Annotated in this window: 21 protein-coding genes and 2 tRNA genes; 5 read left to right on the forward strand and 18 right to left on the reverse strand. The window is 72.3% G+C overall.

The genetic code is table 11. From position 1 onward, the window contains the following. Nucleotides 1–57: 57 nt before the first annotated feature. From pstB to AC1RNL_RS00530, 8 genes are all read right to left on the reverse strand, one after another. A complete protein-coding gene (gene pstB, locus AC1RNL_RS00495; RefSeq protein WP_146355510.1) occupies nucleotides 58–837 on the reverse strand; it encodes a phosphate ABC transporter ATP-binding protein PstB in 780 nt (259 codons plus the stop codon). Nucleotides 838–844: 7 nt separating this feature from the next. Then, nucleotides 845–1,930, reverse strand: coding sequence for a phosphate ABC transporter permease PstA (gene pstA / locus AC1RNL_RS00500; protein WP_310121881.1), 1,086 nt, complete (start codon nucleotides 1,928–1,930; stop codon nucleotides 845–847). 3 nt (nucleotides 1,931–1,933) lie between these two features. Beyond that, nucleotides 1,934–2,866 (reverse strand): phosphate ABC transporter permease subunit PstC, encoded by a 933-nt coding sequence (gene pstC / locus AC1RNL_RS00505; RefSeq protein WP_492934128.1) that lies wholly within the window; start codon nucleotides 2,864–2,866, stop codon nucleotides 1,934–1,936. Nucleotides 2,867–2,976: 110 nt separating this feature from the next. Further along, on the reverse strand, nucleotides 2,977–4,080 hold the full coding sequence (locus AC1RNL_RS00510; protein ID WP_492934129.1) for a phosphate ABC transporter substrate-binding protein PstS: 1,104 nt from the start codon (nucleotides 4,078–4,080) through the stop codon (nucleotides 2,977–2,979). Nucleotides 4,081–4,422: 342 nt separating this feature from the next. After that, nucleotides 4,423–5,007, reverse strand: a complete 585-nt coding sequence (locus AC1RNL_RS00515; protein WP_492934130.1) for a hypothetical protein — start codon at nucleotides 5,005–5,007, stop codon at nucleotides 4,423–4,425. 111 nt (nucleotides 5,008–5,118) lie between these two features. Next, on the reverse strand, nucleotides 5,119–5,748 hold the full coding sequence (locus AC1RNL_RS00520) for a DNA-directed RNA polymerase subunit beta (RefSeq protein WP_492934131.1): 630 nt from the start codon (nucleotides 5,746–5,748) through the stop codon (nucleotides 5,119–5,121). A gap of 32 nt (nucleotides 5,749–5,780) precedes the next feature. Next, the gene (locus AC1RNL_RS00525) at nucleotides 5,781–6,365 is read right to left on the reverse strand and encodes a hypothetical protein (protein WP_492934132.1); all 585 of its coding nucleotides are present in this window, start codon (nucleotides 6,363–6,365) and stop codon (nucleotides 5,781–5,783) included. 65 nt (nucleotides 6,366–6,430) lie between these two features. Then, on the reverse strand, nucleotides 6,431–8,980 hold the full coding sequence (locus tag AC1RNL_RS00530; protein WP_492934133.1) for an HAD-IC family P-type ATPase: 2,550 nt from the start codon (nucleotides 8,978–8,980) through the stop codon (nucleotides 6,431–6,433). Between the two features lie 121 nt (nucleotides 8,981–9,101). Here AC1RNL_RS00530 and AC1RNL_RS00535 point away from each other — a divergent pair. Further along, nucleotides 9,102–9,174: transfer RNA gene (locus AC1RNL_RS00535), tRNA-Lys, on the forward strand. Between the two features lie 16 nt (nucleotides 9,175–9,190). Here the strand turns inward: AC1RNL_RS00535 and AC1RNL_RS00540 are convergent. The 3 genes from AC1RNL_RS00540 to AC1RNL_RS00550 all read right to left on the reverse strand — a co-directional run bounded on the left by AC1RNL_RS00540 (nucleotide 9,191) and on the right by AC1RNL_RS00550 (nucleotide 11,544). Beyond that, nucleotides 9,191–10,021 carry a MetQ/NlpA family ABC transporter substrate-binding protein gene (locus tag AC1RNL_RS00540; protein WP_492934134.1) on the reverse strand — a complete coding sequence of 277 codons (831 nt, stop codon included), beginning with the start codon at nucleotides 10,019–10,021 and terminating at the stop codon, nucleotides 9,191–9,193. An 81-nt stretch (nucleotides 10,022–10,102) separates the two neighbouring features. Further along, nucleotides 10,103–10,774 carry a methionine ABC transporter permease gene (locus AC1RNL_RS00545; RefSeq protein WP_310121903.1) on the reverse strand — a complete coding sequence of 224 codons (672 nt, stop codon included), beginning with the start codon at nucleotides 10,772–10,774 and terminating at the stop codon, nucleotides 10,103–10,105. Further along, nucleotides 10,771–11,544: a methionine ABC transporter ATP-binding protein gene (locus tag AC1RNL_RS00550; protein WP_310121905.1), complete on the reverse strand. Its 774-nt coding sequence runs from the start codon at nucleotides 11,542–11,544 to the stop codon at nucleotides 10,771–10,773. Before AC1RNL_RS00550 ends, AC1RNL_RS00545 begins: the two co-directional genes overlap by 4 nt. Nucleotides 11,545–11,667: 123 nt before the next feature. Between AC1RNL_RS00550 and AC1RNL_RS00555 the strand changes: the two genes are divergently transcribed. Further along, complete coding sequence (locus AC1RNL_RS00555) at nucleotides 11,668–12,315, forward strand: GyrI-like domain-containing protein (protein WP_492934135.1); 648 nt, start codon at nucleotides 11,668–11,670, stop codon at nucleotides 12,313–12,315. Nucleotides 12,316–12,319: 4 nt separating this feature from the next. On the opposite strand, the gene AC1RNL_RS00560 is transcribed toward AC1RNL_RS00555, so the two are convergent. After that, on the reverse strand, nucleotides 12,320–12,901 hold the full coding sequence (locus AC1RNL_RS00560; protein WP_492934136.1) for a PepSY domain-containing protein: 582 nt from the start codon (nucleotides 12,899–12,901) through the stop codon (nucleotides 12,320–12,322). 27 nt (nucleotides 12,902–12,928) lie between these two features. Next, nucleotides 12,929–13,861, reverse strand: a complete 933-nt coding sequence (locus AC1RNL_RS00565) for an aldose 1-epimerase family protein (RefSeq protein ID WP_310121914.1) — start codon at nucleotides 13,859–13,861, stop codon at nucleotides 12,929–12,931. Nucleotides 13,862–13,969: 108 nt separating this feature from the next. On the opposite strand from AC1RNL_RS00565, the gene AC1RNL_RS00570 reads away from it, so the two are divergent. Then, complete coding sequence (locus AC1RNL_RS00570) at nucleotides 13,970–14,758, forward strand: helix-turn-helix transcriptional regulator (RefSeq protein ID WP_492934137.1); 789 nt, start codon at nucleotides 13,970–13,972, stop codon at nucleotides 14,756–14,758. Here the strand turns inward: AC1RNL_RS00570 and AC1RNL_RS00575 are convergent. Next, complete coding sequence (locus AC1RNL_RS00575) at nucleotides 14,755–15,186, reverse strand: hypothetical protein (RefSeq protein WP_492934138.1); 432 nt, start codon at nucleotides 15,184–15,186, stop codon at nucleotides 14,755–14,757. The two genes, AC1RNL_RS00570 and AC1RNL_RS00575, sit on opposite strands and share 4 nt — an antisense overlap. 104 nt (nucleotides 15,187–15,290) lie before the next feature. Next, nucleotides 15,291–15,364: transfer RNA gene (locus tag AC1RNL_RS00580), tRNA-Leu, on the reverse strand. A 159-nt stretch (nucleotides 15,365–15,523) separates the two neighbouring features. Here AC1RNL_RS00580 and AC1RNL_RS00585 point away from each other — a divergent pair. Next, nucleotides 15,524–16,882: an extracellular solute-binding protein gene (locus AC1RNL_RS00585; RefSeq protein WP_492934139.1), complete on the forward strand. Its 1,359-nt coding sequence runs from the start codon at nucleotides 15,524–15,526 to the stop codon at nucleotides 16,880–16,882. A gap of 68 nt (nucleotides 16,883–16,950) precedes the next feature. Here AC1RNL_RS00585 and AC1RNL_RS00590 read toward each other — a convergent pair whose 3' ends face one another. The 3 genes from AC1RNL_RS00590 to AC1RNL_RS00600 all read right to left on the reverse strand — a co-directional run bounded on the left by AC1RNL_RS00590 (nucleotide 16,951) and on the right by AC1RNL_RS00600 (nucleotide 19,316). Next, nucleotides 16,951–17,922, reverse strand: coding sequence for a carbohydrate ABC transporter permease (locus tag AC1RNL_RS00590; protein WP_492934140.1), 972 nt, complete (start codon nucleotides 17,920–17,922; stop codon nucleotides 16,951–16,953). Next, nucleotides 17,919–18,824 (reverse strand): carbohydrate ABC transporter permease, encoded by a 906-nt coding sequence (locus AC1RNL_RS00595; protein ID WP_492934141.1) that lies wholly within the window; start codon nucleotides 18,822–18,824, stop codon nucleotides 17,919–17,921. Before AC1RNL_RS00595 ends, AC1RNL_RS00590 begins: the two co-directional genes overlap by 4 nt. Nucleotides 18,825–18,944: 120 nt before the next feature. Then, on the reverse strand, nucleotides 18,945–19,316 hold the full coding sequence (locus tag AC1RNL_RS00600) for an A1S_2505 family phage non-structural protein (protein WP_310121928.1): 372 nt from the start codon (nucleotides 19,314–19,316) through the stop codon (nucleotides 18,945–18,947). A gap of 42 nt (nucleotides 19,317–19,358) precedes the next feature. On the opposite strand from AC1RNL_RS00600, the gene AC1RNL_RS00605 reads away from it, so the two are divergent. Beyond that, nucleotides 19,359–19,898 (forward strand): gamma carbonic anhydrase family protein, encoded by a 540-nt coding sequence (locus AC1RNL_RS00605; protein WP_492934142.1) that lies wholly within the window; start codon nucleotides 19,359–19,361, stop codon nucleotides 19,896–19,898. Nucleotides 19,899–19,935: the final 37 nt, after the last annotated feature.

Genomic DNA, 19,935 nt, shown 5'->3' on the forward strand with positions numbered 1-19,935 from the left:
CGGCCTACTCGACCAACGGGAGTGGGGCAGGAGGGCCGCTCGACCGACGGCGGCGGATCAGCCGAAGCGGCCCGAGACGTAGTCCTCCGTGGCCTGCACGGACGGGTTCGAGAACATCTTCGTGGTCTCGCCGAACTCGATGAGCTTGCCCGGCTTGCCGGTCCCCGCGATGTTGAAGAAGGCGGTCTTGTCGGAGACGCGGCTCGCCTGCTGCATGTTGTGGGTCACGATCACGATCGTGTACTCCTGCTTGAGCTCCTCGATGAGGTCCTCGATCGCGAGCGTCGAGATCGGGTCGAGCGCCGAGCACGGCTCGTCCATCAGCAGCACGTCGGGGCTGACCGCGATCGCGCGCGCGATGCACAGGCGCTGCTGCTGGCCGCCGGAGAGGCCCGAGCCCGGGATGTTGAGGCGGTCCTTCACCTCGTTCCAGAGGTTGGCGCCCCGCAGCGAGCGCTCCACCAGGTCGTCCTGGTCGCTCCTCGACATGCGGCGGTTGTTGAGCAGCACGCCGGCGAGCACGTTCTCGCGGATCGACATCGTCGGGAACGGGTTCGGGCGCTGGAAGACCATGCCGATCTGGCGGCGCACGTTGACCGGGTCGACGCCCGGGCCGTAGAGGTTGGCGCCGTCGAGCAGCACCTCGCCGTCGACCCACGCCCCCGCGATGACCTCGTGCATGCGGTTGAGCGTGCGGAGCACGGTCGACTTGCCGCAGCCGGAGGGCCCGATGAACGCGGTCACGCTGCGGGGCTCGATCTCGACCGAGACGCCCTCCACCGCCTTGAAGCTGCCGTAGTAGACGTCGAGGTCGTTGACTTCGATGCGCTTGGACATGTCGGGATTACCTTCCGGCCTTCGGTGCGAAGAAGTGGGCGATGAGGCGCGCCAGCACGTTCAGCACCATGACGATGAGGATGAGCACGAGCGCGGCCGTCCAGGCGCGGTCGAAGTAGGCCTGCTCCTGCACGCCCGGGCTCACGTACTGGTTGTAGGCGAACACCGGCAGCGTCATCATGCGGCCGTCGAACACGTTGTAGTTCATGTTCGTGGTGAAGCCGGCGATGATGAGCAGCGGCGCGGTCTCGCCGATGACGCGGGCGATGGCGAGCGTCACGCCCGTGACGATGCCGGCGAGCGCGGTGGGCAGCACGACCTTGGCGATCGTGAGCCACTTCGGCACGCCGAGCGCGAGCGACGCCTCGCGCAGGTCGTTGGGGACGAGCTTCAGCATCTCCTCGGTGGAGCGCACGACGGTCGGGATCATCAGCAGGCTGAGCGCGACCGCGCCGCCGAAGCCCGAGCGCACGCCCTCGCCCGCGAAGAGCGCGAAGAGCGCGTACGCGAAGAGGCCCGCGACGATCGACGGGATGCCGGTCATGACGTCGACGAAGAAGGTGATCGCCTTCGACAGCGCGCCCTTGCCGTACTCGACGAGGTAGATCGCGGTGAAGATGCCGACGGGCACCGAGATGATCGCCGCCCAGAGCGTCACGAGCAGGGTGCCGATGATCGCGTGCAGCACGCCGCCGCCCTCGCCGACGATGTTGCGCATCGTCCAGGTGAAGAACGTCATGTCGAAGCGGGCCGCGCCGTTGATGACCACGGTGACGATGAGCGACACGAGCGGCACGAGCGCGAGCGCGAACGCGCCCACGACGACGCCGGTGACGAGCCGGTCGGTGGCCTTCCGGCCGCCCTCGATGAGCTGGCTGACGACGGTGATCGCGACGAGGTAGATGACGTAGCCGATGACGACGGTCGAGACGATGCTGAAGTCGGTGCCGGAGGCGCCCGCGACGAGGCCGGAGACGGCGGCGCCGATGAGCACCGCGACGCCGAGCAGCGCCCACGGGCCCCACGCGGGCAGTTGGCCCGCGGTGAGCGGGTTCGACGTCTCGCGGCGGGGAGCGGTCGTGGTGGTGGTCATGGCCTACCTCCCTCCGTCCACGGTCGTCTTCGCGATGATGATGCGCGAGACGGCGTTGACGATCAGCGTGATCGCGAAGAGCACGAGGCCGGAGCCGATGAGCATGTTGACGGTGAGCCCGTGCGCCTCGGGGAACCGCAGCGCGATGTTCGCGGCGATCGTCGAGGGGTTCTGCGAGCCGACGAGCACGAACGTGACGGCGCCGGAGGAGGCGAGCACCATCGCGACCGCCATCGTCTCGCCGAGCGCCCGGCCGAGGCCGAGGATCGAGGAGGCGATGATGCCGGAGCGCCCGTGCGGCAGCACCGCCATCGTGATCATCTCCCAGCGCGTCGCGCCGAGCGCGAGCGCCGCCTCCTCGTTGAGGCGCGGCGTCTGCAGGAAGATCTCGCGGCAGAGCGCGGTGATGATGGGCAGCACCATCACGGCCAGGACGATGGATGCGGTGAGCACGGTGCGGCCGGTGCCCGAGGCGGGCGGGCTGAACAGCGGCAGCCAGCCGAGGTTCTGCGCGAGCCAGGCGTAGGACGGCTGCAGGAACGGCGCGAGCACGGCGATGCCCCACAGCCCGTAGATGACCGAGGGGATGGCGGCGAGCAGGTCGACGAGGTAGCCGAGGCCCATCGCGAGCCGGCGCGGTGCGAAGTGCGTGATGAACAGCGCGATCGCGATCGCGACGGGCACCGCCATGAGCATCGCGAGGAACGCCGACCAGAGGGTGCCGAACGTGAGCGGCCACACCCAGGCGAGGAAGCTGTCGTCCTCGGGGAGCGGTCCGATGAGCGCCGGGACCGCCTGCGCGACGAGGAAGATCGCGACGCCCGCGAGGGCGACGAGGATCAGCACGCCGGCGGTGGTGGAGACCGCCTTGAAGATGACGTCAGCCGGCCGGTTCGGCGCGGCTGCGCGCGTCGCGGGCGGTGCTGCGGTGGTCATGGGGCTCCCAGCGGGCTCGGGGACGGACCAGGGCATGGAATCCGGCCGGGGCGAACGTGCGCCCCGGCCGGACGGTGCAGCCCGAAGGCTACGGAGTGATGATGCCAGTCTTACTGGATGGTGTCGATCACAGCCAGGACCTCGTCGCGCAGCGCGTCCGAGATCGGCGAGTTGCCGGCGTTGGCCTCCGCTGCCGACTGTCCCTCGGCCGAGACGATGTACGACAGGTACGCCTTCACGAGCTCGGCGGTCGCGTCGTCCTCGTAGTCGGTGCAGGCGATGGCGTACGAGATGAGCACGAGCGGGTAGACGCCGGCCTCGGTCGTCGTGCGGTCGAGCTCGACGGCGATGTCGCCCTCGTGACGGCCCTCGATGCGCGGCGACGCGTCGACCGCGGCAGCGGCGGCCTCGGCCGAGAACGGCACGAACTCCTCGCCGACCTGCAGCGCGACCGTGCCGAGCCCGCCCGCGCGCGACGCGTCGGCGTAGCCGATGGTGTTGGTGCCGTTCGTGACCGCGTCGACGACGCCCGAGGTGCCCTGGGCGCCCTCGCCGCCGTAGGCCCACGTCTCGAAGACGCCCTCGGTCCAGACGTCGGGAGCCGTCGCGGCGAGGTATTCGGTGAAGTTCTCGGTGGTGCCCGAGTCGTCCGAGCGGTGCACGGCGGTGATCGGGGCGTCGGGCAGCGTCACGTCGGGGTTCAGCTCGGCGATGGCCGGGTCGTTCCAGTTCGTGATCTGGTCGGAGAAGATGCCGGCGATCGTCGCGGCGTCCATGTTGAGCGACTCGACGCCCTCGACGTTGAAGATGACCGCGATCGGGGAGATGTAGACGGGCAGGTCGACCGGGAGCGTGTCGGGCACGCAGGCGCCGAAGGTCCCCTCGAGCTCGTCGTCGCCGAGGATCGCGTCGGAGCCGGCGAAGCCGACGCCACCGGCGATGAACTGCTCGCGGCCCGCGCCGGAGCCGGCGGGGTCGTACGTGACGTTGACGTCGGGGTTGGCCGTCTGGAAGCCCGCGATCCAAGCCTCCTGCGCAGCACCCATCGACGAGGCGCCAGCGCCCGCGAGGTCGCCCGAGAGGGTCGACTCGGCGGCGGGGGTCTCGCCGGCGGTCGGCTCGGTGGCGGCGGGCTCGTTGGCGGCGCAGGACGAGAGCAGGAGCGCGCCCGCTGCGGCGACGACCGCAGCGCGGCCGAGCTTCGTGAACTTCACAGTGTTCCCTTTCGGAAAGTGTCGGTGCAGGGGCTGAGGATCCCCGGGACTGGGCGCACGATCGCGCGCCAGGGACCACGGTAGGCAGGCCGGGTGGCGACGAGGCTCCGCGAAGGTGAACAGCGGGTGAACGCGGCCGCAGGGTTCCGGGCATGAGAGTGCCGGACCGCGAAACGCCTCTCGGCGGAAAGGCCGCTCGTAGCGGCGAATATTGGAGCCCGGGGTGACGCGGCCCGGCCTCACCAGGGTAGCGAGCCTCGGCGTGACACGCGGGCGGATGCGCTCCCCGCGAACGCCGCAGGGGCGCCCGGAACCCGGGCGACCCTGCCGCTCAGCGGTCGGTCACTGCACGTCGATGACCGTGTCGGGCACGTCGGGCTCGCCGTAGACGGACCGGAAGATCAGCTGCGCGGGCGTGACGCCCTCGGGCAGCTGCACGGCCGCGCGCGCGCCGGTGAACGACTGCGTGTCGGCGTAGAAGATGTCGTCCTCGGCGGTCGCGGTGCCGATCGTGTCGGCCCAGTCGTACTGCTCGCCGTCGCTGCCGACGACGAGGATGTCGAAGCAGCCGGTGAAGTCGACGCTGCCCTCGAGGTGCTCGCCGTCGATGACGATGCCGATGAAGGCGGTGCCGGGCTCGGGCTCGGCGAACTCCATGGGCGGGTCGGCCTCGACCGCGACGACCGAGAAGGTCCACACGTCGCCGAGTCCGTCGTCGACGGTGAACTCCTCGCCAGCGACCTGGCCTCCCGTGCCGGGCTCGGCGGTCGCGCCGGGCTCGGTCGACTCGGTCGGCTGCATGGGGTCGCCCGGCTCGACGGGCGCCGTGGGCGCCGCGGGGACCGCCGGGGGCAGCGGGATGCAGCCGGTGAGGGCGAGCGCGCCCGCGGTGAGGATGATCGCTGCGGCGAGGGTGCGGCGTGCCATGTCGTGCTCCTTGGTCGGACGCCGGCGCCCGTGCGCCGACCCGGCCGTCAGCCTATGACGGATCCTCATCGGCGACGCTGAGGCTGTGCACAGGCGCGCCGCGTCCGCGGCTCAGACGAGGCTCTCCGAGCGCCACATGCGCGCGCAGACCTGCAGGTCGCCCGCGATGTCGGCGAGCGACGCCGCCATGCGGGTGCGCTCGCCCGCGCGCTCCGGATGCGTCGCCTCGTCCCGGTGGGCGGCCTCGACGGCCCCGGCGGCCGTCACCGTCGCGAACGCGGCGGCGCGCTCGAGCGCGAGCGCGAAGTCCCCGGCGAAGACGCCGCGGAGGATCGTCTCGGTGAGCGCCCGGAGCTCCGCGGGGCTCGCCGGTGCCGGCACCCCCGCGACGACCGGCGCGGCCGAGTGGAGCGCATCCGCCCCCTCCTGGTAGAGCGCGGCCGCCTCGGGCGCGCGCTGCGTGACGAGGGCGTGCAGCAGGTTGACGCGCCACAGCGCCCCCGGCAGCGAGTGCGGCCGGGCCTGCGACCAGAGCTCGGCGACCGTGTCGATGCCGTCCTCGCGCGCGACGCGCAGGATGCGCTCGACGACGCCCGGGTCGGCGCCGCTGCGCACGCGCGCGAGGAGCGCCTGCGCCGTCTCGCTCGCCAGCTGCAGCCGCACCGCGGGGTCGACGTCGCCCTCGACGCGGTCGAACCAGTCGTTCGAGAAGAACGTGGGGCGGGTGAAGTCGTCAGCCATCCGCCCCATCATCCCGGATGCGCCCGGCGGCGTCAGCCGGTGAAGTCCCAGACGCCGCCCTGGTCGGTCGTGACGCGCACGTGGTTCAGCTCGACGGTGTCGGGGATGTGGAAGATGCCGACGCCGTCGACGAACGACGGCTCGGTGCCGGTGGTGAACAGGTCGCCCTCGGCGTAGTAGTTCGATGCGGAGCTGAGGCCGTACTGCGAGCCGGTGGCGTCGTCGACGATGTAGATGTGGAAGGCGTGGAAGAAGTCGGCCTCGTCGCCCTCGAGCATCTCGCCCGACACGAGCACCTCGACGAGCTGCTTGCCCGGCTCCGCCGCGTCGCCCGCCGCGTCGGTCTCGACGACGGCGATGTCGGTCACCTCGAAGCTCCAGACCGAGCCGTCCTGGCCCTCGGCGGTGATCTCGTAGGGGCCCTCGGCCGGCGCGGCGGTGTCGCTCGGCGCCGCGGTCTCGGTCGCCTCGGGCGACTCGCTCGGCGCCGGCTGCGCCTGGGTCTCGGTGGGCTGCGGCGGCGCGGCCGGCGGCTGCGGCACGCACCCGACGGTGAGCATGGCTGCGGCGGCGCCGACGAGCAGCGCGAGCGCGGGGCGGCGGAGGGACAGGGTCATGGCGGCTCCTCGAGTGGCGGTCCTGCGAGCACGATAGGCGGCGAGGCTGGACGCGCGCCGCGCCCTCAGGCCGTGTCGCCCGCCGTCCGCGGCGCATCCGCGACGATCGCCGGCGGCAGCTTCGGCGCGAGCCGGTGCCACAGCTCGATGAGCACGCTCGCGACGAGGCCGAGGCCGATCGAGCCGAGCAGCAGGTCGGGCTCCGGCGGCCGGAACTCGAAGAAGTCGCGGGTGGGCGGCAGCAGCACCGCGATCACGAGCGACGCGGCCATGACGGCGACGATCGCCGCACGCGTGGGCGTGAAGGGCCGGCAGGCGATGCCGAGCACCCACAGCCCGCAGACGGTGAGCGTGATGACCGCCGCGGTCTGCACCTGGCGCTCGTCGGCGCCAGCGGCGCGGCCGAGGAGCGTCGTCGCGAGGATCGCGAGCGCCACCGTCACCCCCGATGGCACGGTGAAGCGCAGGCTGCGGAACAGGAAGCCCGGCACGTAGCGGGTCGCGGCGGGCATGAGCGCGAGGAAGAAGGCGGGGATGCCGATGGTGAGCCCGTCGGTCGCCGACAGCTGCCGCGGCAGGAACGGGTACTGCAGCAGCAGCGCCCCGAACAGCAGCGCCATCGTGAACGCGTACGTCGTCTTCGTCAGGAAGATGCGCGAGACGCGCTCGATGTTGGCGATCACCTGCCGCCCCTCGGCCACCACGCGCGGCAGGTGCGAGAAGCGCCCGTCGAGCAGCACGAGCCGCGCGACGGCCTTCGTCGCGGGCGCGCCGGACCCCATCGCGATGCCGAGGTCGGCGGTCTTGAGCGCGAGCGCGTCGTTCACGCCGTCGCCCGTCATGGCGACCGTGCGGCCCATCGCCTGCAGCGCCTCGACGATGCCGCGCTTCTGCCCCGGCGTGACGCGCCCGAGCACCCGGTGCTCGGCGAGCACCGCCGCGAGCGCCGCGGGCTCCGCCGGCAGGTGCCGCGCGTCGAAGGCGTCGCCGGGCAGGTCGACCCCCACCTGCCGCGCGACGGCGCCGACGGTGCGCGGGTGGTCGCCCGAGAGGATGCGCACCTCCACGCCCTGCGCGCGGAAGTAGTCGAGGGTCAGGGCCGCGTCGTGCCGCACGTGCTCGCCGAACGCGAGCACTGCGACGGGCCGCGCCGCGGGCAGCTCCTGCCGCTCCGCCTCCTCGGGGGAGATCGGATGCGGTGCGTGCGCGAGCACGAGGGCGCGGCGTCCGCCGGCGGCGATCTCGAGCGCGCGGGCGGCGACCGCGGGGTGCGCCGCCTCGTCGCCGACAACCGACTCGGGGGCGCCCAGGATCCAGGTGCCGCGCATCCGCCCGGCGGCGAACGCGACGGCGCTCCGGCGCCGCGCGGAGGAGAAGCCGATGACGGCGCTCGCGCGATCGGCGGGCCTCGGCAGCGCGGGGGCGATCGCCTTGGCGGTGGCGTTGGCGCTCTCGTCGTGCCCGAACCAGGCGAGCGCGTCGAGCCACGCGCCCGACGCGCGCCCGAGGTCGTCCGGGGTCAGCGCATCCCCCGGGCTCCCGTCGTCGCCGACCGGCGCGACCGAGAGCAGCTCGACGTCGCCCTCGGTGAGGGTGCCGGTCTTGTCGAGGCAGATGACGTCGACGCGCGCGAGCCCCTCGACCGCGGCGAGCTCCTGCACGAGCACCTGCCGGCGGGCGAGCTTCACGGCCGCGACGGCGAACGCGATCGACGTCATGAGGATGAGGCCCTGCGGCACGGAGGCCGAGATCGCGGCGGTCGCGAGCACGACCGCGTCCTGCCAGGCGCCGCTCTCGATCGCCGCGGCCCAGCCTCCGCGCGCCTGCATCTGGCCGTTGAGCACGATCGCGATGAGCGGCACGAGCGCGATCGAGATCCAGCGCACCACGCGGTCGAGCGCCGCGCGCAGCTCGGAGTGCACGAGCGAGAAGCGACGCGCCTCGGCGGTGAGGCGAGCCGCGAACGAGTCGCCGCCGACGCTCGTGAGCTGCACGGCCGCCGAGCCCGCCGAGACGGCCGAGCCCGAGAGCACGCCGTCGCCGACGTGCTTGAGCTGCGGCTCCGACTCGCCCGTCAGCAGCGACTCGTCGACGTCGATGCCCTCGGTCGCGACGATCACGCCGTCGGCGGGCACCTGGTCGCCGAGGCGCAGCAGCAGGATGTCGTCCTGCACGAGCTGCTCCATGGCGACGTCGAGCCGCTCGCCGTCGCGCACCACCGTGCTGCGCTGCACGTGCAGCAGCGCGAGCGAGTCGAGCTTGCGCTTCGCGCCGTGCTCCTGCACGACGCCGATGACGACGTTCGAGATCGCGGCGAACGAGAAGAGCGCGTCCTGCCAGCGGCCGAGCAGCAGCAGCACCGCCGTGCAGACGGCGATCACGAGGTTGAACAGCGTGAACAGGTTGGCGCGCAGGATCGACATGAGCGTGCGGCTGGAGGCGTGCGCGAGCCGGTTCGCGCGCCCGTCGGCGACCCGCTGCGACACCTCGGCCGTGGTCAACCCGACCTCCGGATCGGTGGTGGTCAGCAGCCGCTGCCGCACGGGCTCGCCGGCGATCGCCGCAGCCGTCGCGTCGTCGGCCGACGACGGGCGCGCGGGTGTCTCGGCGGTCATGCGGCCTTCCTGGAGGGGCGGGTCGGGCCAACTCTGACGGATGCGCGCCGCGCTCACCAGGGGGAGCGACCGGAATCATCCGCGCGGCCGACCCCCGTGCCGCTCGGTACGCTGGAGCGAGGGGCCTGTAGCTCAGTCGGTAGAGCGTCGGACTTTTAATCCGCTGGTCGTGGGTTCGAGCCCCACCGGGCCCACCGCATCCGCTCGTCGTCAGCCGAACGCGACCTCGATCGTCGGGTTCGCCTCGATCACCTCGCGCACCCCGTCGCTCGAGAAGGCGTCGATGAGGGCCGCGGTCGCCTCCGAGTCCGCGTCCTCCTCGCGCACCACCAGCTGCAGCGCGAAGGTGCCGTCGAGCTCGGTGATGAGGCCGTCCTCCTCGGGGGTGAGGCCGAGGGCCGCGATGTGCGACGGCCACTGGAAGACCAGGTCGGCCTCCTCGTAGGCGGCGTTCAGCGACGAGATCGGCACCTGCAGGAACTCCAGCTGCTTCGCGTTCTCGGTGATGTCGTCGACCGTCGCCGCGTACGGGTCGACCGCCGGGTCGAGCGCGATGACGCCCTCGCTCGCGAGCAGCTCCAGGGCGCGGCCGGTGTTCGAGGCGTCGTCGGGGATCGCGACGGTCGCGCCGGTCGGGAGCGCGGCGATGTCGTCGAGCGTCTTCGAGTAGAACGCGATGACGAAGTTGTAGACGGGCTGCACCGCGGTGAGGGTGCCGTCGTTGGCCTCGTTGAAGAGCTCCATGTAGGGCACGTGCTGCGAGAAGTTCGCGTCGGCGTCGCCGGCGTCCACGATCGTGTTCGCGGTCACGTAGTCGGAGACCTCGACGAGCTCGATCTCGTAGCCCTCCTCGATGGCCTCGCCCGCGGCGAGCACGACGTCGGTCATCGGGCTCTGCACGGCGGCGACCTGGATCGTGACGGTCTCGGCGGCGGGCGCGCCGGACTCTGCGGCTTCCGGTGCCGACTGGGCGCTGCAGCCGGTGAGCAGCAGGGCGGCGGCGAGGGCGGGCGCGAGGGCGCGGGTCGAGGTGCGTCGCATGGATGCGTCTTCTTTCTTCGGGAGGGACTGGGTCGTGGGGAGGTCGAGGGGTGTCGGGGTGTGAGGGGGTGTGAGGCGCGGTCAGCGGTGGTCGAGGCGCACCGAGATGCGGTGGCCGACGGCCTGGATCGCCAGCACGACCACGACGATGACGGCGATCGTGAGGTACATGAGCGCGTCGTCGTACTCCTGGTAGCCGTAGCGCATCGCGAAGTCGCCGATGCCGCCGCCGCCGACGACGCCGAGCACCGTCGAGAACGACAGCAGGCTGATCGCCGCCGACGTCAGCGCGTAGAGCAGTCCGGAGCGCGCCTCGGGCAGCAGCACCCGGAACACCGCCTGCGGCAGCGTGGCGCCCATCGCGAGCGCCACCAGCGAGATGCCGGGCGGGATCTCCCGCAGGATCTGCTCGACCAGGCGAGCGTAGATCGCCACCGCCACGAAGCACAGCGGCAAAGTGGCCGCCTGCGTGCCGAAGCTGGTGCCCATGACGGCACGCGTGAAGGGGATGAGGAACACCACCAGCAGCAGGAACGGGAACGAGCGCACGACGTTGATGTACAGGTTGGCGATCGACCACACCGGGCGGTGCTCGGCGATGCCGCCGCGCTGCGTGAGGAACACCGTCATCCCGAGCGGCAGGCCGATCACGACCGCGGCGGCCAGGGAGACGACCATCATGTAGCCGGTCTCGGCGAGCGACTCGAGCAGGTCGGCGCCGTGCTCGGCGAGCAGGTCGGCGAGCCAGGTCATGCCTGCAGCTCCCGTCGTACCTGCTCGGCATAGCTCGGCAGCGACCGGTAGTCGCTCCTCGCCACCGTGAGCACCTCGCGCAGGGCGCCCCGCTCGAGCAGCGCCGCGCGATCGCAGATCGCCTTCACGACGTCGAGGTCGTGCGTGATGACGACGACGGTGGTGCCCAGCTCGTCGCGCGCCCTCGCGAGCACGCGCAGCACCTCGGCGGTCGTGGTCGTGTCGAGCGACGAGGTGGGCTCGTCGCACAGCAGCAGCGAGGGGCGGCCGACGAGCGCCCGGGCGAGGCCCACCCGCTGCCGCTCGCCGCCGCTCAGCTGCGCCGGGTAGTGGTGCGCGCGGTGGCCGAGCCCGACGAACTCGAGGATCTCCGCGACCGCCCGCGCCTCCTCCTGCCGCGACTGGCGCTGCGCCCGCGGTGCGAGCTGCAGCGGCAGCGCGACGTTCGCCGCCACCGTGCGGTTGCTGAGCAGGTGGATGCCCTGGAACACCACGCCGATGTCGCGGCGCAGCTCGCGCAGGCCGCGGCGGCCGAGCCCGCCGACGTCTCGGCCGGCGACGGTGACCGTGCCGGCGTCAGCGGTCGTGAGCCCGTTGACCAGTTGCAGCAGCGTCGACTTGCCTGCGCCGCTCTCGCCGATGACGCCGAAGATCTCGCCGCGGTCGATGCTGAGATCGACGGCGTCGAGCGCCGGGCGGGCGTCGTCACCGCGCCGGTAGCGCTTGGTGACGCCCGCGAGCGCGATGATCGCCGTGCCGCTCGCATGCATCAGCTCGTCCGCTCCCATTCCCCGCGGCACTCGCCGATCAGACTTCTTGTACTCAGGTCAACTATACCCGCAACGGCGGTGCGCGGGTCCCCGCGAAGGCGTGCTGCCTGGCAGGGTGAGGGCGTGGAGAAGATCGATCTCAAGCGGCAGCTCGATGCCTACCGGGCGAAGCGGGGCGAGTTCCGCACCGTCGACGTGCCGCCGCTGCAATACCTGATGATCGACGGGCACGGCGATCCGAACGGCGCCCCGTTCGCCGAGGCGATCGCGTCGCTCTACCCGCTGGCGTACGCCCTGAAGTTCGCGAGCAAGCGCGAGCTGGCCCGCGACTACGCGGCGATGCCGCTCGAGGGGCTGTGGTCTGCGGCCGACCCGGCGTCGTTCACGACGGCCCGCGACAAGGCGCGGTGGGACTGGACGCTGCTCATGCTCGTGCCCGACTGGATCGACCGCGGGCTGCTCGCGCAGGCGATGGATGCGGTGCGCAAGAAGGGCGCACCGGCGCGGTTCGATGACGTGCGGCTCGAGACGCTGGCCGAGGGCCGCTGCGTGCAGACGCTCCACGTCGGCGCCTTCGACGACGAGGGTCCGGTGCTCGCGCGGATGCACGAGGAGTCCATCGCCGGCGCCGGGCTGCGGATGACCGGACGGCACCACGAGGTCTACCTGAGCGACTTCCGCCGCGTCGAGCCCGCTCGCCGTCGCACCATCCTGCGGCAGCCGGTCGCGGCCGCCGAGCGCGGCACGGCGGCGGGGGCCGGCGCTCGCTGACGCGTCAGTCGACGCGGAGGATCGACCCGTCGGCGACCGCGACGTAGACCTCGAGCTCGTCGTCGAACTTCACCTGCCATGCCTGCCCGTCACCGTCGTCCTCGAGCGTCGTTTCGTCGAGTGGCGCGCCGCCCGCCTCCGCAGCCGCGGCCTCGATCGCGTCGGCGAGCGAGATCCCTGCGGCGTCGAGCGCGGCGCGATCGTCGCCGTCGACCTCGTCGTCGCGCTCGGTCGACAGCACGGTGGCGCCGTCGCCGCTGACGTGCACGCTCACCTGCGTGGTGCCTTCGGCGAGCTCGACCTCCCACGAGCCGTCGTCGTCCCCGTCGTCGAGCTCGTAGGCGACCGCGCCCGTCTCGCGCTCGGCGAGGGCGATCGCGGCGAGCGCTCCCTCCATGCTCGCTGCGGCGCCGCCCGGGGTCGCCTCGGGCGACCCCGATGCACTCGCGCTGGGCAGCGCGTCACCGGTCGGAGCCGTGCCGGACGGCGCGGAGGGCGTGGCCGAGCCGCACGACGCGAGCGCGATGGTGGCGGCTGCGGCGAGCGTCAGCAGGAACGGCGTGGGCAGCTTCGAGTCGGTGATCATGCGGCCGACGCTAACCTGGCCGACCCGTCAGAAGCCGACCGGCGCGATGCCCCACTGGCCGCGCCAGGTCTCGCCGGGCTCGAGCCAGACGAGCCCCTGCCTGGAGTTCAGCGCGTTCGCCGGCGCGCTCATCGGCTCGACCGCGACGGCGTGCCGGGCCCCGTCGACGGCCGGGAAGTCGCGCGGCGTGAACACCACCGAGTACGGGAAGGCGGCGTCCTGCCAGAGCTCGACGCCCCGCCCCTGGTCGTCGACGAGCGACGCCGTCGCCACCCCGCCGACGAATTCGAGCCCCGCGTAGTTGTGGTCGACGTCGAGCTCCGCCAGGCGACGGCCGCCCCGCAGGTCGGGGGCCGACGCATCCATCGCATCGACGAGCGTCTCCTCCGTCGGGATCAGGTCGACCGCGTTGAAGACCCGCGCCGCGGGCACCGTGAGGGTGAGCTGGTCGGCGGGCGTCGCCCCGACCGCGAGGTACGGATGCGCGCCGCATGCCCAGGGAGCGCGCTCGGTGCCGCTGTTGATCGCCTCGTGCGTGACGGTGAGGCCGTCGTCGGTGAGCTCGTAGGCGACGAACGTGTCGACGAGGAACGGCCAGCCGGTCTGCGGGTAGATGGTCGCCTGCAGCAGCACCTTCGACTCGGTCTGCTCGAGCAGCCGGTAGGGCGAGAAGCGCAGCAGCCCGTGGCTGGCGTTGCCCTTGTCGCGCTCGGTGATGGGCAGCCGCTGCGTCTCGCCGTCGAGCTGCCAGTCGCCGCCGGCGACCCGGCCGCCCCACGGCGCGAGCACGATCCCCTGCCCCTTCGCCGGGCGCTTCTCCTCGGCGAACGGCTCGACGAGGTCGACGTCGTCGACGGTCAGCTCGCGGAGCGTCGCCGCCACCTCGGTGATCGTGGCGCGCAGGCGGCGCCCGTCGACGTCGCGGGTGATGGTGAACTGCTGTCCTGTGGGCGGGCGCATGGGGCGAGCCTAGGAGATGGCGTCCCGATCCCGCTCGTCCCGACCGCCGGCACCGGCGCCGGAACCGGCCTCTTCCCCGCCGCGCGGCGCGGATCTAGGCTTCGCGCCATGCACGGTCGGATCGTGGACGTGGTCGCCGACGTCCTCAACGAGCAGGACGTCGCGATGGCTCGGGCGCTGCTCGCGGAGGCGATGCTCGCCGACACCGACACCGAGATGGCCACGCGCGTGAGCGTGCGGGCGGGTCAGCCCGACGCGGTGCTGCGGATCCACGGCCACGGCTTCCGGCCGGCGGCCGAGCAGCTGCCGTGCGCGGCCGAGATCCGCGCGCACCCGCTCTACCGCTATCGGGCGCACACGGGCGACACCCGCCCCACGCGCCTCGAGGACGCGGTGCGCGCGGGATGGCTGCTCGGCGAGGCGACGCGGCGCGTGTTCGAGACGCTGCAGATCTCGGCGCACCAGGTGGAGGTGACGACCGCGCCCGGCCGCGAGTACGACGGCTGGACGCTCATCGCACCCAGCCCGATCCGGCGGCTGCAGCTGCGCCCGCTCGAGGAGCACGCGCGGCTGCTGCGCGGCCTCGACAGCCACATCGAGCTGCTGGCCCGCATGCGCGCCCTCGCGCCCGCCGTGCCCGCCGCCGACGCCCCGCTCCTCACCCCGCGCGAGCAGACGGTGCTCCACCTCATGCACGCGGGCCGCACCGCGGCGGCCATCGGCACGCACCTCGGCGTCTCGCCGCGCACGGTGCACAAGCACCAGGAGCACCTCTACCGCAAGCTCGGCGCCTGCGACCGGCTCGGCGCGGTGCTCGTCGGGCAGCGGACGGGGCTCCTCCCCTCCCCCGTCGCCGGGGAGGAGCCCGTCGCTGCCGGCGGCGCGCGCCGGGTCTAGCGCAGCTCCGCGGCGCAGGCCTCCACGCCCTCCATGAGCGCCATGCCGAGCACCTCGAACTGCGCCTCGCTCAGGTAGCTGAAGGGCATGTTGCCCTTGCCCTGGTAGGCGGCGCCGCTGCCGACGGTCGCCTTGGAGTGGATGAGCGGCTCCTGCGTCAGCCCCTCGTCGGCCATCCAGTCGGCGACGACCTCGTCGGCGACCCAGCCGCAGTCGGCCTGCAGCTCGGGCGGGATGATGAACATGGCGCCGAGGTCGCTGAGCGACACCCACGCCGTGCCGCCCTGGATGTGGTGCTGGTAGGCGGCGGCCGCCCACTGGTCGCGGTAGCAGTGGTGCGCTGAGGCCGCGGCGGCCCCGACCATGCTCATGGCGGCAGTGAGCGCGACGGCGGCCGTGGCGCGGCGCGCGAATGCGGCGCGGTTCATGTGTCCTCCTCGACAGTGCCGGGAGCTGGGGCGCCCCGGTTCCCCTCGATCATCGGCGCGCCGGGGCCGCGTGGGAATGCGCAGAGGTGCGTAGTCCTGTCCGGTGCCCCCGCCGGGATTCGAACCCGGACTGCGCGGAGTTTAAGTCCGCCGCCTCTGCCGGTTGGGCTACGGGGGCCGGGCCGCTGCCCGCTCCTACGGTACGCGGCGCTCGCGTGCGGGAGCGGCGGAGCGGTTCCTGGGAGAACCGCTTCCCTCTGGGGGACAGGATCGGGTTACGATCCAGCCAGGGCCGACGCGGGCCGCGCTCGGCCATCCCTGGCAGAAGGAGAACGACATGCGAGCACGGGCGGGCGCGGCAGGCGCCATCGCAGCAGCACTGCTGCTGACCGGGTGCGGCGGCGGCGGGGCGGCGGCCGACGCGGACTTCACCGCGGACCCCACGGGCGCGATGACGGGATGGGGCTTCGAGAACACCGACGACGTCGGGCAGGCGCGCCTCGACCACGCGGCCTCGCAGCTGGAGGGCGTCGAGATCGAGCTCGACCAGACCGCGTTCGACGCGCAGAAGTTCACGACCCTCGCCGCCTCCGGCAACATGCCGGACGTGGTGCAGATCGACCGGCAGTTCGTGGCGACGTACGCGGCGCAGGGCCTCATCATGCCGCTCGACGAGTGCTTCGCGGCGCACGAGGTCGACGCGCAGCAGCGCTGGTACCCGCAGGTCGTGCAGGACGTCACGTGGCAGGACCAGGTGTGGGCGGTGCCGCAGTTCTACCAGCCGCCGCTCATCCTCACGAACACCCGCGTCATGGAGGAGGCCGGCGTCTCGGCCGACGACCTCGACCCGAGCGACCCCGAGGCGCTCATCGCGGCCGCCGAGGCGATGACGGTCTCCGAGGGCGGCTCCATCAGCCGCGTCGGCTTCGACCCGCAGGGCGTCTCGAAGGCGGCGATGTGGATGCTGTCGTTCGGCGGCGGCATCGTCGACGAGTCGGGCGCTCCCACGCTCGACCGCGAGGAGAACGTCGCGGCCGCGGAGTTCCTCATCGAGCTCTACGACGCGCAGGGCGGCTTCGCCGAGGTCACCGGCCTCGTCGAGTCGTTCGACATCTTCGGCGACGGCAACCCGTACGTGACCGACGGCGTCGGCGCCGCCGTGTTCGACCAGTGGTACGTCAACGTGCTCACGCCGTACGCCGAGCAGATCGAGATCGGCGCGGTGCCGATCAGGAACCAGGAGGGCCAGCCGTTCACGGCGACCGGCGGCTCGTCGTTCGTCATCCCGGCCGGCGCCGAGAACCCGTCGGCCGCGTGCGCGTGGGCGCTCGCGCTGACGGACCCCGAGGCGTGGCAGGCGGCCGCGGAGGCGCGTGCCGAGACGACCGAGGCGGAGCCCGAGCGGCTCGGCATCAACACCGGCCTCTTCACCGGCTCGCCCGAGAGCGACATGCAGATCCGCGACGAGTTCGCCTCTGCGGAGGGCTTCCCCGGCTTCGAGGAGGCGATCGAGGCGTACTACGCGGTCGCGGCGGAGGGCGCGTCGCTCGGCGGCTCGCCCGCCGGTCAGCAGATCCAGGGCGAGCTCGAGAACGCCATGCAGTCGGCGCTCCTCGGCGAGCGCTCGGCGCAGGAGGCGCTGACCGCGGCCCAGGAGGCCGCGCAGCGCGCGTACGACCAGGTCGCGGGCGGCTGACGCGGCGCTGGACGGAGCGACGGGGCGGAGGCGACTCCGCCCCGTCGTGCTGTCTGCGCCCGGGCCGCTCAGCCCTTGCGGCCGGAGGTCGCGAGGCCCTCGATGAACGAGCGCTGCCCGAAGGCGAACAGGATGAGCATCGGCAGCGTCACGATGAGCGCCGCGACCATCACGTACTGGTAGTCGCCGTGGCCGCCCGAGGTGGGGCTGTACTTCGTCATCGCGCTCGCGATGCCGAGCGGCACCGTGTAGGCCTCCGGGGATCCGGCGTTCAGGTAGATGAGCGCGCCCTGCAGGTTGTTCCAGCTGGCCTGGAACTCGAAGAGGAACACGATCACGAACGAGGGCACCGAGAGCGGGAACGCGATGCGCCAGAACTGCCCCCACGCGCTCAGCCCGTCGATGCGCGCCGCCTCGAACAGCTCCTTCGGCAGGCTGAGGAAGAACTGGCGCTGCAGGAAGATGTAGAACGCGGAGCCGAAGAGGTTGGCGCCCCACAGCGGCACGTGGGTGCCGACGAAGCCGAGCTGGTTCCAGATGAGGAACTGCGGCACGAGCGTCACCGCGCCCGGCAGCATCATGGTCGCGAGCACGACGCCGAAGAGCACCTTGCGGCCGGGGAACCGGAAGTAGGCGAAGCCGAAGGCGACGAGCGAGCTCGACACCGTCACGAGCGCGGCGGCGAGCACGGCGATGAGCAGGCTGTTGCCGAGCCACGCCACGAGCGGCAGCTCGTCGAAGACCTGCACGTAGTTCTCGGGCTGCCACGTCTGCGGGATGAGGCGGTTGTCGAAGACCTCGCCGCGCGGCTTGAAGCTCGCGGCCAGCAGCCACGCGAACGGGTAGAGGAACAGCGCGCTGCAGCCGAGCAGCAGCACCCACCGCAACGCCTCCCCCACGCGGCCGAGCGGCGTGAGCGCCGGCCCGGGACGGCGCCGGCGCCGGCGGGGCGACGCGTCAGACCGCTCGACCGATTCCGCCGGCTCGGGCGCGACGACGTGCGCCTCCTGGATCTGGCCTGGCTGCACGGGCGAGCTCATCGCGCGTCCTCGCTCTCGTAGTAGACGAACCGGTTGCCGACCCGCATCTGGATGAGCGAGATGACGAGGATGATGAGGAACAGCAGCCACGCCATGGCCGCCGCGAAGCCGAAGTTGAACTGCCGGAACGCCTGCTGGAAGAGGTAGATGGCGTAGAAGAGCGACGCGTCGGAGGAGCCCTGCACCGTGTCGCGGTGGAAGAGCAGGAATGCCTGGTCGAAGATCTGGAACGCCGCGATCGTGAGCACGAGCACGTTGAAGAAGATCGCCGGCGAGATCATCGGCAGCGTCACGTTCCAGAACCGGCGGAAGGCGCCCGCCCCGTCGAGCGACGCCGCCTCGTAGAGGTCGGTCGGCACGTTCTGGAGCGCGGCGAGGAAGATGACCATCGTGCCCGCGACGCCCCACAGGGTCATGAGCACGATCGAGGGCTTGATCCACGCCGGGTCGAGCAGCCACTGCGGCCCGTCGATGCCGATCGCCGCGAGCCCCCGGTTGATGGCGCCCTGGCTGCCGTTCAGCAGCAGGAGGAAGACGGATGCGGTGGCCACCACCGGCGTCATCTTCGGCAGGTAGAAGATGGTGCGGAAGAGCCCCGCGCCGCGCCGCTGGCTGTTGAGCAGCAGCGCGAGCCCGAGCGCGAGCAGCACCTCGAGCGGCACGGCGAGCACCGCGTAGTACAGCGTGTTCGCGAGCGCCGTCATGACCTTCGGGTCCTCGACGAGCGCCTGGTAGTTCGAGAAGCCGGCCGGCCGGGCCGTGTCGGTCGCGAGCTGGTAGTGGCTGAACGAGATGACGAGGCTATAGACCATCGCGCCGAGCGTGAACACGAGGAAGCCCACGATCCACGGCGAGATGAACAGGTAGCCGGCGATCGCCTCCCGCCGCTGCAGCTTGGTCATGCGCGGCTTCGCGGTCGTCGTCGACACCGTGCCTCCCTCGGATCGGGCGTCCCGGGCGGGCCGCTCCTCTCTGTGTACCCCACTTCTCCGAGAAGCGCACGAATCGCTTCTCGGCATGCCTCAGTCGAGCAGCGCCCGGAAGCGCCTCGGCAGCAGCACGTTCTCGCCCGCGCCGGCGAAGAGCGGCGCGATCTCCTCCGGGCGGTGCCCGGCGATGCCGCAGCCGAGCTCGGTGACGAGGAAGTCGAGTTCCGGATGCTCGGCGGCGTAGCGCAGCAGGGTCGCGACCTCGTCGCGGATGGTGGCGAGCCCGCTCATCGTGTCGACCGCGTACGACTGCCCGTGGTGCCCGTGCCCCTCGCCCCACACGGCGCCGAAGCGCTCGTGCGCGAGGCGCGCCGCGCCGCCGTGGTGGGCGCCTGCGGCGTTGGAGCCGAAGACGAAGACCTCGTTGGGCTGGAGGGCGTCGATGCGGTCGGGCGAGGTGCGCATGCGGCCATCATGGCCCCTCGCGCCCCGGCGTAGGCTGACGCCATGACCGTCCACGAGCGCGCCACGATCATCCCGCTGCCGGGGCACGCGCCCCACCTGCCGAAGTCCGCCCTCGTGATGCCGGGCGCCGTGATCGCCGGCGCCGTCTCGCTGGGCGAGCGCGTCGGCGTCTGGCCCGGTGCGAGCCTCCGCGCCGAGGAGGAGCCGATCACGATCGGCGATGACTCGAACGTGCAGGACAGCTGCTCGCTGCACGTCGACCACGGGTCGCCGCTCCAGATCGGCGCGCGGGTGTCGATCGGGCACAACGCGGTCGTGCACGGCTGCACCGTCGAGGACGACGTGCTCATCGGCATGCACGCGACCGTGATGAACGGGGCCGTCATCGGCACCGGCTCGATCATCGCGGCCGGCGCGCTCGTCACCGAGGGCACCGTCATCCCCGACCACTCGCTCGTGGCGGGCGTGCCCGGCAAGGTGCGCCGCGAGACGACCGAGGACGAGCGGCGCGGCATCGCCCGCAACGCCGAGACGTACGCCAAGCGCATCCAGCTCTACGTCGACGCCATCCACGCGCACTGACCGGTCGGCGCCCTAGCGGGCGGGGTCGGCGGATGCG

Source organism: Agrococcus sp. GW821-FHT14H11, from assembly GCF_058803545.1.

Bases quoted from the DNA above. Each gene is read 5' to 3' on its own strand.
- pstB (WP_146355510.1), bottom strand. From the start codon at position 837: ATGTCCAAGCGCATCGAAGTCAACGACCTCGACGTCTACTACGGCAGC.
- pstA (WP_310121881.1), bottom strand. From the start codon at position 1,930: ATGACCACCACCACGACCGCTCCCCGCCGCGAGACGTCGAACCCGCTC.
- pstC (WP_492934128.1), bottom strand. From the start codon at position 2,866: ATGACCACCGCAGCACCGCCCGCGACGCGCGCAGCCGCGCCGAACCGG.
- AC1RNL_RS00515 (WP_492934130.1), bottom strand. From the start codon at position 5,007: ATGGCACGCCGCACCCTCGCCGCAGCGATCATCCTCACCGCGGGCGCG.
- AC1RNL_RS00520 (WP_492934131.1), bottom strand. From the start codon at position 5,748: ATGGCTGACGACTTCACCCGCCCCACGTTCTTCTCGAACGACTGGTTC.
- AC1RNL_RS00525 (WP_492934132.1), bottom strand. From the start codon at position 6,365: ATGACCCTGTCCCTCCGCCGCCCCGCGCTCGCGCTGCTCGTCGGCGCC.
- AC1RNL_RS00530 (WP_492934133.1), bottom strand. From the start codon at position 8,980: ATGACCGCCGAGACACCCGCGCGCCCGTCGTCGGCCGACGACGCGACG.
- AC1RNL_RS00540 (WP_492934134.1), bottom strand. From the start codon at position 10,021: ATGCGACGCACCTCGACCCGCGCCCTCGCGCCCGCCCTCGCCGCCGCC.
- AC1RNL_RS00545 (WP_310121903.1), bottom strand. From the start codon at position 10,774: ATGACCTGGCTCGCCGACCTGCTCGCCGAGCACGGCGCCGACCTGCTC.
- AC1RNL_RS00550 (WP_310121905.1), bottom strand. From the start codon at position 11,544: ATGCATGCGAGCGGCACGGCGATCATCGCGCTCGCGGGCGTCACCAAG.
- AC1RNL_RS00560 (WP_492934136.1), bottom strand. From the start codon at position 12,901: ATGATCACCGACTCGAAGCTGCCCACGCCGTTCCTGCTGACGCTCGCC.
- AC1RNL_RS00565 (WP_310121914.1), bottom strand. From the start codon at position 13,861: ATGCGCCCGCCCACAGGACAGCAGTTCACCATCACCCGCGACGTCGAC.
- AC1RNL_RS00570 (WP_492934137.1), top strand. From the start codon at position 13,970: ATGCACGGTCGGATCGTGGACGTGGTCGCCGACGTCCTCAACGAGCAG.
- AC1RNL_RS00575 (WP_492934138.1), bottom strand. From the start codon at position 15,186: ATGAACCGCGCCGCATTCGCGCGCCGCGCCACGGCCGCCGTCGCGCTC.
- AC1RNL_RS00585 (WP_492934139.1), top strand. From the start codon at position 15,524: ATGCGAGCACGGGCGGGCGCGGCAGGCGCCATCGCAGCAGCACTGCTG.
- AC1RNL_RS00590 (WP_492934140.1), bottom strand. From the start codon at position 17,922: ATGAGCTCGCCCGTGCAGCCAGGCCAGATCCAGGAGGCGCACGTCGTC.
- AC1RNL_RS00595 (WP_492934141.1), bottom strand. From the start codon at position 18,824: ATGACCAAGCTGCAGCGGCGGGAGGCGATCGCCGGCTACCTGTTCATC.
- AC1RNL_RS00600 (WP_310121928.1), bottom strand. From the start codon at position 19,316: ATGCGCACCTCGCCCGACCGCATCGACGCCCTCCAGCCCAACGAGGTC.
- AC1RNL_RS00605 (WP_492934142.1), top strand. From the start codon at position 19,359: ATGACCGTCCACGAGCGCGCCACGATCATCCCGCTGCCGGGGCACGCG.